The sequence below is a fragment of the Pseudomonas sp. 57B-090624 genome (assembly GCF_003234055.1).
Taxonomy (GTDB): domain Bacteria; phylum Pseudomonadota; class Gammaproteobacteria; order Pseudomonadales; family Pseudomonadaceae; genus Metapseudomonas; species Metapseudomonas tohonis.
This window is the reverse complement of the sequence record NZ_QKRU01000110.1, coordinates 1-13,806: the sequence shown is the minus strand read 5'-3', so window position 1 is coordinate 13,806 and position 13,806 is coordinate 1. Positions and strand designations below refer to the sequence as shown.

The window sequence follows — 13,806 nt, the reverse complement described above, 5'->3', positions numbered from 1 at the left end:
TGAACGCCGCCGGTGTGGTGGGTTTCTCGACCGGCCTATCGGGCCGACCTGGTCCCCAGGTGGCCGAGCTGCATGATCGGTGGGTGCTGAGCATCGACGGTGAAACCATCGACCAGGCACAAAGCACGCTCCCCGGCCTCTCGCTGGGCCTGGGCGGTGGCTATGGCCCAGGCGGCGACAACCTGTCGATAGATGAGCAAGGGCGCTTTGGCGAGGGCAACCCGGAAAAGTGGCTGGTGAGCGCGGCCCGCCGCGTCTTCACCCTGCCTATGCGTTCTCCGACCAAAACTTACAGCTGGCAGTGCTGGGCGCACTGGTGGAGCAACCACTTGGTGTGCCTGCTAGAGGCGTTCCGCGTGGTTGGCAGCCAGCGGCAGCGTGACCGTTACGGCTACACCGCCTATCCCGGTGGCGTCGACTTGGTGCGGCGGGATCGCCCCTATCCCGTCACCGGCCGGCCCGAACCCCTGTACGGAGCCATTGACCCGTTCACTGGGCAATACGTCCTGGGCGAGCCCAATTCAGTCGTCTACATCTAGGAGTTATTTCAAGTGCAACCACTGTTCATCAACAATTGGACGACCGAGCTTTTGGCAGCGCTGAGCGCCGAGGCCGAGGCCATGACCATCGACGCCGGCAAAGCGGCTGCCCTTGGCAGCCTGGCCGGCGGCTACTACGTGCTGACGCTTTCGAGCGAAGACGCCAGCGACGACGACAGCGGCGAGATCGTCAAGGCTGTGGCAGTTTCCGGTGGCTCCATCACGCTGCAACGCGGCCAGGAAGGCACCGAGGCCAGGGCCTGGCCGGCAGGAACGCGCGTAAGCGCCTATTGGACTGCCGGCGTTGGCCGGGCCTTGCTTGAGGCCGCCAATGCGGGCGGCGGGTCGTCCGGCGCGTACAGCGTGACCGCCCTTTGGGGTGGAAGCGAGGCCACTGCGGGCGGCGAGCTGGTAGGCCTCTATCCGGTAGGTGGCGACTCCAACACCCCTGGGCAGACTGACCGCTATGCGTACCTCCTGGAGGAGGACATCGGCAGCAGCCTGGGCCTGTTGCCTGGCTACCTGGTCGGAAGGGTGCTGGCTGCCGGCGTCGCCAGCGGTGAACCTGTCCAGGTTCTGGTGGGCGGAACCTGCACCCTAGCGGACCTGAAAGCAGACACCGCCGCGTTGCCGGCCGGGACGCTGGACGATTGGGTCGGTGCCCCGGTTTGTGTGCTGGGCGGCGGGCAATCGTTCGCGGTCACCGTGGGAGGGGCGTACCTCAACGGGCGCGGCCCGGAAGGTGAGGCACCCGCCACGGCCGAGGACCTGCACGTCGCCACCATCCTGGTGGTCGGCTACCTGACATCAGGGCTGAGTCAGGGCACCGTCACCCTGCACCCGCAGCCGATCCTAATCGACCTGGCCGGCGGCGGCGAGAGTGGCGGCAGTAGCAACATCACCGCCGCCGACCTGTTGCGCCCTGGTGGCGCGGCCTTCCAGTTGGCCGGCAGTTTGGCGGCGCCGTTTGCCCTGCGCGCGATCACCCAATCGCTACCCGAGCCGCCCACCCGTGAGGCGCGCTTTGTCCTGGAGCGCACCGCCAGTGGCTACGCCTGGCGTGACTCAGCCGACCCGCTGGCGACGCCCTGGGTGGATGCCATGAGGGCCACGAGCCGAACGGTGGTGCCGAACGTGTGGGGCAACTGGGCAGGGGCCTGGCATGAAATGGAGTGCGGTTATGCGAGCGGCTCGTTTGCCATCAGCGAGCAGGTAGTCCAGCAGCACCATTACCTGAGCGACACCACGGCGGGCACTCTGGTCATCCAACTGCCGGCAGGGTTCAACGACACCGTCCGCAATGCCTACAGCGCCAACGGGATCGACCAGCTGGGCGGCGACCCCGACCTGTTCGTCGAGGTGACAGTCGCGGCGGGTAACGCCAGGACCTGGCGTTTCGAGGCTGGTGCCGGCGCCACGCTATACCCGGCCGGTGCTGTCGAGCTGAGCGCCCCTGGCCATCATGCTCGGTTCCGCTGCGACCCGCGGACGGGTGTCTGGTACGCCAGCGGGAACTGGAGCTAGTAAGCTCCCATCGTGATGACTGCCCGGCCAGTCATCGGCCCTGTTGAGCTATTCTTCCAGGCCCGCATCATACCTACGCTACAAGGTGCCTTTTTTGAGGGTGACACATGCTTGAGGGTGAGATTTACCAAGGCCTTGCTTTTGTGAGCTTCGAAGAGCCTGGGGGGCAGTCGTCGGTTGAGCTGATCCCTATTTCGCTTGTGCATCTTGGGGACTCACTCTATGAGCTTCACTCGGACCGACAACAGCCCACTCGCCGAGTCGTCGTCACTCCAATGGACCGACTATCAATACAGGGTCAAGTAGTCTCGCAGGTGGCTGGGGTTACCACGTTCAGGCGATCTGGCAAGTGATCAGCCAGAAGTGCCAAATCATTTGCGATTTGCCACGTTTTCTTTAGTGCCAAATGGCTCGCTTCGAAGTGCCAAAATCGCCGCGCGCTTACATGATGTGCGCACCTACCCAACGTGCACGCATCGATCAGGCCGGCGCGCCCTGGTCATGCTCGCGGCTGGCCTGTTCCAGGCATTCGCGGAACAGGCGGGCGGCGGGGCCGAGGTCGCGGTTGGCGGCGTGGAAGTAGCCGATGTCGCCGAACTGCAGCGGGGCGCCCAGGTCGAGGGCGCGCAGCATGCCGGCATCGGCGAACTGGCGGGTGGCTTCAAAGGGCATCAGGGCGACGGTCTGCTGGTCCTGCATGAGGCTGATGTTGGTGAGGATCGACAGGGATTCGACCACGTTGGCCGGGGTGCCCAGGTCGGCCTCGGCGAACAGGCGGTCGGCGGTACGGCGCAGCAGCGAGTCGCGGGTCGGCAGCACCCAGGGGTAGCCGTGCAGCTCCGCCAGGCTCACCGGCGAGCGCCCCTGCAGCGGGTGCTGGGCGCCGGCCACCACGCACAGGGCCTCGCCATAGAGCACTTCGACTTCCAGCATCGGCGACTCGTTGCGCCAGCCCCAGTCGTCCGGCACGCGGCCCACCACCAGGTCCACCTCGCCCACGGCCAGGGCCGGGAACAGCTGGTCCATCTGCCCCACCCGCAGGGACACCAGCACGCTGGGCGCGCGTTGCTTGAGCAGTTGCATGGCGCGCGGCAGCAGCGAGCTGGAGGCGGAGATCAGGGTGCCGACCATGACATGGCCGGAGGTACCTTCCTGGAAGGCGTTGACCTCGTCGGTGAGCGAGCGCAATTCGGCCAGCAGCGACTTGGCCCGGCGCACCACCAGCTCGCCCAGCTCGGTGGCGGTGACCCCGCGGTTGCCACGGATCAGCAGCGGGGCGTCGAAGTAGGATTCCAGCTCGTGGATGATCTTGGTCACCGCCGGCTGGGTCAGGTTCAGGGCCTGGGCCGCGCGCAGCAGCGAGCCGCTTTGCAGCACCTGGTCGAACACCACCAGTTGGTAGAACTTGAGCTTCCGCGCCACGGACATGGGGGTGAATTTCATGCGGTGCCTCGACGGGTCAAAGGGCGGTGGGGTGCGCAAAGCACCGCATGGTAATCAAAAGCGGGGACGAGCGGGGGATGTGGATGGTGGTGCCTGCTGGAGAGTTTTTGAGTCCAGCGGGTTGCCGAGTTTTGATGGTGGTTGTGCCGTAGGGTGTGCCGTGCGCACCGCCGCACGGTGCGTCCGGCGAGCTCCAGGTGCGCGCAGCACACCCTACGTTCGAGGTGAGCGGCGGCTGCATGCGCACAGGCCCGGTTGTGCCCGTTGGCTATGGCCTCAGGGCTGCATCTCGCGCAGGGCGTCGCGGCTGAGGCTGATCCATTCGCCGTGCAGGTTGCGGTAGTGCCTGGGGGAACGGCGGGCGTAGTGCTGGATCTGTTCCAGCAGCTCGCGGGCTTCGCGCTGGCGGCCCAGCTGGCGGAGCATCAGGGCGTAGCGGTAGTTGGCTTCGGGGCCGGTGTAGTAGCCCGAGAGGGCGCGGTATTCCTCTTCCGCTTTGCTGGTATCGCCGAGGCTTTCCAGGGCGCGGGCGTAGAGCAGGTGGCCGTCGGCGGAGCGGTAGTCGGGGTTGTGCTGGATCAGCCGGTCGAGGGTGTCGCGGCAGCCTTGTGCGTCGCCCTTGGCGAACTGCGCCTGGGCGAGGCCGAGGAGGATGTCCGGCGCGTGCGCATGGATGCCGCGCAGGGCGGCCTGGTAGTGGCTGGCGGCTTCGTCGGCCCGGCCCAGGCGCAGCAGCTCTTCGGCCAGCTGCACACGGGTTTCGCGGGTGTCGCGCAGGTCCAGCTCGTCACGCAGGGCGCGCAGGTGGCGCTCGGGGTCGAGGGTGTCGTGCAGGCGGTTGACGGTGCGCCGGCCGGTGCGGCTGCCGAGCAGGTCGGGGAGCATGATGCCGAGGAAGTAGATCAGGCAGCCGAGGCCCGGCAGCGCGATGATCAGGTACAGCCAGTAGCGTTCCTGCCCGCTGCGGACGACGTGAAGGCCGCAGGTGACCTGGCAGGCGATGACGAGCAGGGCGAGCAGTGGCATGGCGGTTTCCAGTCCCTTGGAGAGTCGATGGGCGCCGCCCGGAAAGGGCGGGCGCCTATGAAATCACGCCGCCATGCGCTTGTCAGGTGGCCGGCTGTGGAGCCGGTCACGTTGTGATGGTGCTTACCAGTCGTAGCTGAGGTTGGACACCAGGGTGCGGCCCTGGCCGTAGTAGCAGTCCCAGATGCTGCGGCAGCTGGCGACGTAGGTCTTGTCGGTGAGGTTCTCGACGTTCACCGCCAGCTTCACGCCCTTGAGGCGCAGTACCGAGTGCTCGAAGTCATAGGTCACGGCCGCGTCGTAGACGGTGTAGGACGGGATCTGGAACGAGCCTTCGTAGTCATCGCCGTAGCTGCCGCGCACGTAGCGGGCACCGAACCCGGCGCCGAGGCCGGAGAGCGGGCCGTCGCCGATGTAGCGGTAGTCGGCCCAGAGCGAGGCGGTGAGCGGCGGGCTGCTGGCCGGGTGGCGGCCTTTGCGGCCGTCGTTGTCCTTGCTGTATTCGATGTCGTTGCGCGAGACCGAGGCCAGCAGGTTGAGGTTCTCGGTCAGCGCGGCCTTGCCTTCCAGCTCCACGCCCTGGGAGCGGATGGCGCCGGTCTGGGCGTTGAAGCCGGGGTTGGCGAGGTCGGTGGTGAGGATGTTTTCCTGCTCCAGTTCGTAGACCGAGAGCTGGATGAAGCTTTCCTGGCCACTGGGCTGGTACTTCAGGCCGGTTTCGTACTGCTTGCCGGTGGAGGGCTCGAAGGGCTGGCTGGCGGCGTTGGTGCCGGTCTGCGGGAGGAAGGATTCGGAGTAGCTGATGTAGGGCGCCAGGCCGTTGTCGAAGACGTAGGTGAGGCCGGCGCGGCCGGTGAAGGCTTCGTCCTTGACGTTGCTGTGGGTGCCCTGGATCGGCGCGCGGTTGTCGGTTTCGGCCCAGTCGTAGCGCCCGCCGAGGGTGAGGATCCACTGGTCGAGCTTGATCTGGTCCTGCAGGTAGAGGCCGGTCTGGGTGACGGTGTTGTCCCACTTGTAGCGGTTGCCGAAGCGCAGCGCCTGGCCGTAGACCGGGTCGAACAGGTCGATGATCGGCGGGTTGTAGTCGTACTGGCCGTCGAACTTCGAGTTGAAGTGGTAGTAGTCCAGGCCGATGAGCAGGGTGTGGCGGGCCTCGCCGGTGTCGAACTGCGCCTGGGCGATGTTATCCACGCCGAACACGCTGTTCTTCTGCGCCCAGTCGACGCCGTAGCGGGTCTGGTAGCGCTTGTCGTTGGCACCGGTGACCGGGTTGGCGACGAAGCGGTAGCCGTGCAGCGGCGCGGTGTAGTGGTCGTCGACATAGGCGTAGCGGGCGTTCTGCCTGAACGTCCAGACGTCGTCGAGGCGGTGGCTCAGCTCGTAGCCCAGGGCGTTCTGCTTGCGGTTGTAGTCGTTGACGCCGGGCTCGCCGAGAAAGCGGTCACGGGAGATATGGCCGTTGGGGTTGGCGAACACCGTGCCTTCACTGGGCAGGCCCTGGGCCTCGGGCACGCCGTCGTCCTTCTGCCATTGGGCGTAGAGCGTGAGGCTGGTGTCGTCGCTGGCCAGCCAGGTGAGGCTCGGGGCGATGAACAGGCGCTGCTGCTCGACGTAGTCGATTTCCGCGTTGCTGTCGCTGGCCAGGCCGGTGAGGCGATAGAGGAACTGGCCCTGGTCGTCCAGCGGGCCGCCGAGGTCGAAGGCGCCGCTCTTGCGGTCGTAGCTGCCGGTGCCGAGCTGGATCTGGTGCAGCGGCTCGGCGGTGGGGCGCTTGCTGACCATGTTGACCATGCCGCCGGGCTGGTTCTGGCCGTAGAGCACGGAGGAAGGGCCCTTCATCACTTCGATGCGTTCCAGCGAGTAGGGCTCGATCTGCAGGGCGCCGCCGGTGCTGCCGCCGCCATAGGGCAGGTGCAGGCCGTCGAGGTAGAGCGGGGTCGGCAAGTAGCCGCGCGAGGTGGGCTCGTCGAAGATCTTCACCCGGTCGGAGAAGCCGCCACCGGTCATGCCGGCGGTGTAGCGCAGCGCCTCGGTGATGCTCTGCGCGCCGCGCGCCTTGATCTCGTCGGCGGTGATCACGTTGAAGGTCTGGGGGATTTCCAGCAGCGGCGTATCGGTCTTGGTGCCGGTGCCGCTGCGGGTGGCCACGTAGCCCTGCACCGGGCCCCAGGCGTTTTCCTGGTAGCTGCTGCCCTGGATGCGCGTGGCGTCCAGTTGCAGGCCGTCGCCTTCGCTGCGCGGTTGCAACTGGTAGCGGCGTTCACCGGTGGGCAGGGCCTGCAGGCCGCTGGCGCCGAGGAGGATGCCCAGCGCCTGGTCCACGCTGTAGCGCCCCTGCAGGGCCGGGCTCTGCTTGCCGGCGGTGAGGGCGCCGTCGGCGGCCAGGTAGATGCCGGCCTGCACGGCGAAGCGGTTGAGCTGGTCGGCCAGGGGGCCGGCGGGGATGTCGAACTGTTGCTCCTGCATCTGCTCGGCGGCGGATACCAGCGTGCCGTGGAGGGCGGCGACAGTGCCGAGGGCGAGCGGGATGGCCAGCGCGAGGGGGCGCAGGGGGAAGCGTGAGGGGCGCGGTGACATGTTTTTTCCTTGTCGTTCGAGGGGCAGAAAGCCGTTGTCACCCGCTAATTCGGATGAGAAGGAAAAACCGGAAACGCGAATGCGAAATTTTTTCGAACAGTGCGATCAGCGCGCTTCCACGGTGTGCCACCAGGGCAGGGTGCGGTGCACGCGGATGGGCAGGACGTCTTCCAGCATCGCCAGTGCCTGGTCGCCGTCATGCAGGGGGAAGGCGCCGCTCACCCGCAGGTTGGCGACCTGTGGCGCCACGCCGAGGTGGCCGTGGCGGTGGGCGGCCAGCTCTTCGACGAAGGCCGAGAGCGGCATGTCGCTGGCCAGCAGCATGCCCTGGCTCCAGCTCTGCCGGCCCTGGCTGGCGGGCTGCAGGGCGCCGATGGCCTGGTCGTCGAAGCCCAGTTGCTCGCCGGCCTGGGCGATGCGCACCTGGCCGGCGGTGTTGCGTACTTCCACCGCGCCTTCGAAGACGTTGAGCCGGGTGCGCCCCTGCTGTTGCTGCACGCTGAAGCGCGTGCCCAGCGCGCGCAGGCGGCCTTCGGCGGTGGTGATGACGAAGGGGCGGCTGTCGTGGTGGGTGTCGATCAGCACCTCGCCGGCCACCAGGTGCAACAGGCGCAGGTCGGCTTGCAGGTCGACGTCCAGGGCGCTGGCGCTGTTCAGCCAGACGTGGCTGCCGTCGCCCAGGGTGAGTTCGCGCACCTCGCCCGTGGCGCTGCGGTAGTCGGCGCGCCAGCCCGCCACCAGGCCCGGCAGCGGCATGTTGCGCCAGCCGGCCCAGCCGAGCAGGGTGCCGCCGGAGAGCACGGCCAGGGTGCGCAGCACCTGGCGCCGGGAGTGCTGGGCACGACGGGCGCCCTTGAGCGTTTGCAGGGCCACCTCGCCATCGCCTTGCAAGGGGGCGAAGCGCTGGCTGATGCGTTCGACGTAGAGCCAGGCCTGGCGGTGCATCTCGCTTTGCCCGTGCCAGTGCAGCCAGGCGGCGCGGGTGCTGTCGTCGGCGGCTTCGGCGCTGAGTTCGGCGTACCAGTGCGCGGCCTGCTGGAGGATGGCGTGGTCGGGCTTGAGCGGGGTCATGTGCGCAGTGCCTCGTCCAGTTCGGCTTCCAGCAGCAGGCACTTGAACATGGCCTGGGCCATGTAGCTGGTGACGGTCCGTTCGGACACCCCGAGCCGCTCGGCGATGGCGCGGTAGCCCAGGCCCTGGACCTGGGCCAGGAGGAAGGCCTCGGCGACCTTGGGCGGCAGGCTGGCGAGCATCGCGTGCACCTGCTGCAGCGCTTCCAGGACCATGGCGCGGTGTTCCTCGGAGGGTGTCACCGCCTCGGGCTGGCCGGCCAGCACCTCGGCCCAGGCGCGCTCCACCTGCTGGCGCCGCCAGAAATCCACGCACACATGGCGGGACATGGCGCTGAGGTAGGCGCGGACGTGGGTATCGCTGTCGAACTGGCGCGGCCTGCTCAGCAGGCGCAGGAACACGTCGTGGGCGAGGTCGGCGGCATCGCTGGCGTTGCCCAGCTTGCGTTGCAGCCAGGCGCGTATCCAGCCGTGGTGCTCGACGTAGTAGTGCTGCACCTGGCGTTGGTAGGACTTGTCGAGGGTCGACATCGGGTGGCTTCCGGCAGGGCAGGCGGCTTGAATGCAGATGAGAAGGATTCGCATATTATGCGCAGTCGCCCGTGCTGGCAAACCGCACCGTGGTCGACCTGCTAGCGCGGGTGAACGCGGGCATTGCCAGCGGGAACGCGGATCAACAATAATGCGACTTATTCTTATTTGAATCCTGGGTCTTTCCCCGTGTCCACCTCTCCGGATCTCAATGCTTCCCTGGCGACGCTCTACAGCGAGAACCACCGCTGGCTGCGCGCCTGGCTCTATCGCCAGCTGCGCTGCCCGCAGGATGCCGCCGACCTGACCCAGGACACCTTCATGCGGGCCATGGCCTCGCGCCAGCTGGGGCAGCTGGAGGAGCCGCGCGCCTTCCTCAACACCCTGGCCCGGCGCCTGCTGTGCAGCTTCTGGCGGCGGCGCAAGGTGGAGCGTGCGTACCTGGAGGCCCTCGCGGAGCTGCCCGAGCGGTTCGCGCCTTCCGAAGAGGACATCGCCCTGGTGAGCGAGGCCATCGACGCCATCGACCGGCTGCTCGACGGCTTGCCGCAGCGGGTGCGCCGCGCCTTCCTGCTCAACCGTCTCGACGGCTTGCCGCAGCAGGCGATCGCCGACCTCCTGGGGGTGTCCCTGGCCACGGTCGAACGCGACCTGCGCCGTGCCTTCGTGCATTGCCTCTGCGCCCATCCGGAGCTGCCATGAGCCACGCCGAACTCGACCCGCACACCCGCACCGCCATCGACTGGATGCTGCGCCTGGACCCGGGCCGGGTGACCAACCACGACCGCCAGGACTTCAAGCGCTGGCTGGCCGACGACCCGGCCCACCTGCTCGCCTGGCAACGGGTCAGCGGCCTGCTGCAGCAGCCGCTGGCCGACCTGCAGGGCGCCGAAGTACGCAGCCCGGGCCAGCTGCGGGCCGCCAGCCGGGCACTCTCCGCCCCTGACTCGCCGCAGCGCCGCAAGCTGCTGCGCGGCGGCCTGGCCCTGCTGGTGCTGGGCGCCGGCAGCGGTGCGCTGGTCAACCGCGTGACCTCGTTGACGGGCCTCAGCGCCGATGTGCACACCGCCACCGGCGAGCGCCGCACGCTGCAACTGGCTGACGGCAGCCGCCTGGTCCTCAATGCCCGCAGCTCGGTGGATATCCGCTTCGATGGCGCGCGCCGGCTGCTGCGCCTGCGTGAGGGCGAGGTGCTGGTGACGGTCGCCGCCGATGCCGCGCGGCCCTTCGTCATCGCCACCGCCCAGGGCGAAGTACGGGCGCTGGGCACGCGCTTCCTGGTGCGCCAGGAGGCGTCGCGCAGCCTGGTCTGCGTGCAGGAGCACAGCGTGCGCATCGACTGCCTCGACGGGCGCCAGGGCGAGCTGGGCGAAGGCCAGGCGGCCTGGTTCGGCGCCTCGGGCATCCAGCCGGCCCCTGCCAGCCTGCTGACCCGTGCGGCCTGGGTGGACGGGCGCGTGGAAGTCGATGACGAGCCCCTGGGGCACCTGGTCGAGGCCCTGCGCCCCTACCATCGCGGCCTGCTGCGCATCAGCCCGGAGGCGGCGCAGGTGCGGGTGTTCGGTGTGTTCCCGCTGGACGACAGCGGCGCCGCCCTGCAATCGCTGGCCGAGACCATGCCGGTGCGGGTGCGCCGCTACGGCCCCTGGCTGACCCTGATCGACCGCGCCTGATCGCGCATGGAGTGGCTCCGTGCGCAGGGTGGATGGCGCTCTTTTCATCCACCCGCGGTGTTGCCTGCGTGCACGAAAGGGTGGACGGGTGAAGCGTCGTCCACCCTAGGGCTGGCGTGCGCGGAGTTGGCCGGTGTGTGGGGTGGGGTTTTTTCATCCACCAAAGGGCGCCAAAGACGGGCGTGGAAGCGCGCCATCGAACACATGCAAAAAATTCGCAAGAACGATGAGGGGTTTATGCGCCTCGTTGGACATGGATAGGGCAAACCCGACACACGGAACAAGGAGCCCTTCATGTCGTCCCCCCTTCTGCGCCCTGGCCTGCTGGCCCTGGCGATCGCCTTCGCCAGCGCCGGCCAGCCACTCGTGGCCCTGGCCGAATCCGGCAGCAGCCAGGTTGCCGTGCGCAGCTATGACATCCCCGCCGGCCCGCTGGGCGAGACCCTGGCGCGCATCTCCCGCGAGAGCGGCCGCACCCTCTCCGCCGACCCGTCGTTGATTCAGGGCAAGCAGGCGCCGGCGGTGCGCGGGCAGTTCACCGCGGAGCAGGCGGTGCAGCAGGCGTTGGCGGGGAGTGGGTTGTCGCTGGTGGTCACCGCCGGCGGCACGCTGTCATTGATCCCGGCGCCAGCGGAAGGCGCCCTGGAGCTGGGGGCGACGACCATCTCCTCCTCGCTGCTGGGCGATACCACCGAGGGCACGGGCTCCTACACCACCGGTTCGACCCGTACCGCGACCAAGCTGCCGCTGTCCCTGCGCGAGACGCCGCAGTCGGTCAGCGTGATCACCAGCCAGCGCATCCGCGACCAGAAGATGGTCAGCCTGGAAGACGTCCTCACCCAGGCCCCGGGCGTGCTCTACAAGAAGAAGAGCAACTCCTCGGACGAGGAGGTGGGCATCTTTTCCCGTGGCATGAAGATCGAGAACTTCCAGGTCGACGGCATCCCGACGGTGTTCGAGCCCTCGATGAGCAGTCAGTCCAACGACATGGCGGTGTATGACCGGGTCGAGATCGTGCGCGGCGCCACCGGGCTGCTCAGCGGCATCGGCCAGCCGTCCGCCACCATCAACATGGTGCGCAAGCGCCCGACCCGCGAGTTCGCGGCCTCGATCCAGGGCAGCGCCGGCTCCTGGGACAACTACCGCTCCGAGGTCGATGTTTCCGGCCCGATGAACGAGCAAGGCACCCTGCGCGGCCGCCTGGTGGGCGCCTACCAGACAGCCAACTCCTTCACCGATCGCCTCAGCACCGAGCGGCGGGTGGCCTATGGCGTGATCGAGGCTGACCTCGGCGAGCGCGATACCGTCAGCTTCGGCATCGACTACCAGGTGCGCAACTGCGATGCCTGCGGCTATTTCGGCTTCCCGGCGTTCTACAGCAATGGCCAGCGCACCGACTTCAAGCGCTCCTTCAACTCGGCCGCCGACTGGAGCCACGCCGATCGCCAGCGCACCTCGATCTTCGGCACCTACGAGCACCGCTTCGACAACGAGTGGATGGCCAAGGTCGCCGTCACCAACGTGCGTGACGACAACGACGTCGAGTACGGCTGGTTCAGCAGCAATGGCTACCCCAATCAGCAGACCGGTGCGGGCACCAGCCTGTATTTCGCCAAGTGGCCGAGCAAGCCCGAGCAGAATTCGGTGGACGCCTACGCATCCGGCCCCTTCAGCCTGTTCGGCCGCGAGCACGAGCTGGTGGTCGGTGCCAGCGCCATGCGCTACCGCAGCAACACCGGTGCCTACCCGCTGTGGGTGGATCGCAGCGGCAGCGGCTGGAACCCGGCCATTCCCGACGTCTACCAATGGCGCGGCGACATCTCCAAGCCGCCGTTCAACCGCATTGGCGACCTGGAGTACAGCCAGCGCCAGTACGCGGCGTACAGCACGGCCCGCTTCACGCTCACCGATGACCTGTCGCTGATCCTCGGCAGCCGCCTGAGCTACTTCAAGGTCGACCAGAGCTCCGCCTACTACGGCTACGACCCGACCTCCCTGAAGAAGCGCGAGCACGGCGAGCTCACGCCATACGCCGGCATCGTCTACGACCTGGACGACAACCACTCGGTCTATGCCAGCTACACCAGCATCTACAAGCCGCAATCGAGCCGGACCCTCGAAGGCACCTTCATGGACCCCACCGAAGGCGAGAGCTACGAGGTCGGGGCCAAGGGCGAGTACTACGACGGCCGGCTCAACCTCAGCGCCGCGCTGTTCGAGTCCAAGCTGAGCAACTATGCGGTCGGCACCGGGCTGTACGACGCCTTCGACAACGAGCTGGTGGCGCCCGCGAACATCAGGATCAAGGGGCTGGAGCTGGAAGTCGCCGGCGAGCTGCTGCCGGGCTGGCAGGTGCAGGCGGCCTACAGCCACGTGAACACCTACTACCCGCAGGGCGTGGACGTGAACGTCGGTTTCCCCCGGAACAACGTCAAGCTCTTCACCACCTACGACCTGACCGGGGACCTGAACCGCCTCACCCTCGGCGGCGGCGTGCGCTTGGAAAGCGCGACCCGCTACGGCAATACCCAGGTGATCCCCGGCACCACCCTGCAAGCCAAGCAGGGCAGCTACGCCCTGGTGGACCTGCTGGCGCGCTACCGCTTCGACGAGCACTTCACCGGCACGCTCAACGTCGGCAACCTGTTCGACAAGGCGTACTACGCGAGCACCAGCGTCTACAGCGACCTCTACGGCGAGCCGCGCAGCCTGACCGCTTCATTGCGCTGGGAGTATTGATCGCAGCCGACCAGGCCCGGGGCTTAAGCGCGGGCTACGGCGTGACGCTGTGCGTGGGTGGAGGTCGTTCTTTGCCTCCACCAGCGGTGCCGCCCGTGAGTTCGCAGGGTGGACGGGTGGAGCGTCGTCCACCCTACGGCTGGCGCGCACGGAGTTGGGCCATGGGTCGGGTGGATGGCGCTCTTTTCATCCACCAGCGGTGTTACCTGTGAGCACGCAGGGTGGACGGGTGAAGCATCGTCCACCCTACGGTTGCGTGCACGGAGTTGGCTCGTGGGTAGGGTGGATGACGCTTTTTTCATCCACCAGCGCTGCCGCCGGCACGCACCGGGTCGGCCTGTGTGTAGGGTGGGCCGGGCGTCGCTCCGTTTCAGCCCGCCGATTGTCGATTGCGCGCCCTCAGAGCCCCTTGATCTGCTTGTAGTCCAGCTCGGCGGTATGGCCGGCGCCGAGGTCGAGCAGCACGTAGAACTCGCCGTCCGGGCGGGGGAAGGTGAAGCGCGAGTCCGCGCCGAGCTTGCCGGCAACCAGTACCTTTTCGTCGTAGCCGATCACGTCCAGGGTCACGCCCGGGGCGGCGCTGCCGTTGGAGAGGCCGCCGGTGCAGCGGATCTGCCCTTCGGCGATGGCTTCGCACTCGACGAAGGCGTTGTGGGCGAAGGCGGCGGGGGTGGCGAGCAGCAG

11 protein-coding genes are annotated in these 13,806 nt (G+C 67.7%); 5 read left to right on the top strand and 6 right to left on the bottom strand.

All coding sequences use genetic code 11. The annotated features are described in order from the left end of the window. Both DMX10_RS30235 and DMX10_RS30230 read left to right on the top strand, forming a co-directional pair. A partial coding sequence (locus DMX10_RS30235; RefSeq protein WP_218281348.1) for a hypothetical protein occupies positions 1 to 539 on the top strand: 539 nt, incomplete at its 5' end. A gap of 12 nt (positions 540 to 551) precedes the next feature. Beyond that, positions 552 to 2,063 (top strand): hypothetical protein, encoded by a 1,512-nt coding sequence (locus tag DMX10_RS30230; protein ID WP_111264562.1) that lies wholly within the window; start codon positions 552 to 554, stop codon positions 2,061 to 2,063. Between the two features lie 480 nt (positions 2,064 to 2,543). Here the strand turns inward: DMX10_RS30230 and DMX10_RS30225 are convergent, their stop codons facing one another. The 5 genes from DMX10_RS30225 to DMX10_RS30205 all read right to left on the bottom strand — a co-directional run bounded on the left by DMX10_RS30225 (position 2,544) and on the right by DMX10_RS30205 (position 8,710). Beyond that, positions 2,544 to 3,506 (bottom strand): LysR substrate-binding domain-containing protein, encoded by a 963-nt coding sequence (locus tag DMX10_RS30225; protein WP_111264561.1) that lies wholly within the window; start codon positions 3,504 to 3,506, stop codon positions 2,544 to 2,546. A 276-nt stretch (positions 3,507 to 3,782) separates the two neighbouring features. Then, complete coding sequence (locus tag DMX10_RS30220; RefSeq protein ID WP_111264560.1) at positions 3,783 to 4,532, bottom strand: tetratricopeptide repeat protein; 750 nt, start codon at positions 4,530 to 4,532, stop codon at positions 3,783 to 3,785. A 123-nt stretch (positions 4,533 to 4,655) separates the two neighbouring features. After that, positions 4,656 to 7,109 (bottom strand): TonB-dependent siderophore receptor, encoded by a 2,454-nt coding sequence (locus DMX10_RS30215; protein ID WP_111264559.1) that lies wholly within the window; start codon positions 7,107 to 7,109, stop codon positions 4,656 to 4,658. Positions 7,110 to 7,214: 105 nt separating this feature from the next. Next, positions 7,215 to 8,180, bottom strand: a complete 966-nt coding sequence (locus tag DMX10_RS30210) for a FecR domain-containing protein (protein WP_111264558.1) — start codon at positions 8,178 to 8,180, stop codon at positions 7,215 to 7,217. After that, positions 8,177 to 8,710: a sigma-70 family RNA polymerase sigma factor gene (locus tag DMX10_RS30205; RefSeq protein WP_111264557.1), complete on the bottom strand. Its 534-nt coding sequence runs from the start codon at positions 8,708 to 8,710 to the stop codon at positions 8,177 to 8,179. The genes DMX10_RS30210 and DMX10_RS30205 overlap by 4 nt, the downstream gene beginning before the upstream one ends. A gap of 189 nt (positions 8,711 to 8,899) precedes the next feature. On the opposite strand from DMX10_RS30205, the gene DMX10_RS30200 reads away from it, so the two are divergent. From DMX10_RS30200 to DMX10_RS30190, 3 genes are all read left to right on the top strand, one after another. Continuing rightward, positions 8,900 to 9,412, top strand: a complete 513-nt coding sequence (locus DMX10_RS30200) for a sigma-70 family RNA polymerase sigma factor (RefSeq protein ID WP_111264556.1) — start codon at positions 8,900 to 8,902, stop codon at positions 9,410 to 9,412. After that, positions 9,409 to 10,383: a FecR family protein gene (locus tag DMX10_RS30195; RefSeq protein WP_111264555.1), complete on the top strand. Its 975-nt coding sequence runs from the start codon at positions 9,409 to 9,411 to the stop codon at positions 10,381 to 10,383. Before DMX10_RS30200 ends, DMX10_RS30195 begins: the two co-directional genes overlap by 4 nt. Positions 10,384 to 10,677: 294 nt before the next feature. Further along, positions 10,678 to 13,122 carry a TonB-dependent receptor gene (locus DMX10_RS30190; protein WP_111264554.1) on the top strand — a complete coding sequence of 815 codons (2,445 nt, stop codon included), beginning with the start codon at positions 10,678 to 10,680 and terminating at the stop codon, positions 13,120 to 13,122. 399 nt (positions 13,123 to 13,521) lie between these two features. On the opposite strand, the gene DMX10_RS30185 is transcribed toward DMX10_RS30190, so the two are convergent. After that, the coding region (locus tag DMX10_RS30185) for a hypothetical protein (RefSeq protein WP_371921739.1) at positions 13,522 to 13,806 on the bottom strand (285 nt) is incomplete at its 5' end.

What these genes read in the sequence shown, in the direction of transcription:
- DMX10_RS30195 (WP_111264555.1), top strand. Translation starts at nt 9,409, where the DNA reads ATGAGCCACGCCGAACTCGACCCGCACACCCGCACCGCCATCGACTGG.
- DMX10_RS30215 (WP_111264559.1), bottom strand. Translation starts at nt 7,109, where the DNA reads ATGTCACCGCGCCCCTCACGCTTCCCCCTGCGCCCCCTCGCGCTGGCC.
- DMX10_RS30210 (WP_111264558.1), bottom strand. Translation starts at nt 8,180, where the DNA reads ATGACCCCGCTCAAGCCCGACCACGCCATCCTCCAGCAGGCCGCGCAC.
- DMX10_RS30225 (WP_111264561.1), bottom strand. Translation starts at nt 3,506, where the DNA reads ATGAAATTCACCCCCATGTCCGTGGCGCGGAAGCTCAAGTTCTACCAA.
- DMX10_RS30220 (WP_111264560.1), bottom strand. Translation starts at nt 4,532, where the DNA reads ATGCCACTGCTCGCCCTGCTCGTCATCGCCTGCCAGGTCACCTGCGGC.
- DMX10_RS30190 (WP_111264554.1), top strand. Translation starts at nt 10,678, where the DNA reads ATGTCGTCCCCCCTTCTGCGCCCTGGCCTGCTGGCCCTGGCGATCGCC.
- DMX10_RS30205 (WP_111264557.1), bottom strand. Translation starts at nt 8,710, where the DNA reads ATGTCGACCCTCGACAAGTCCTACCAACGCCAGGTGCAGCACTACTAC.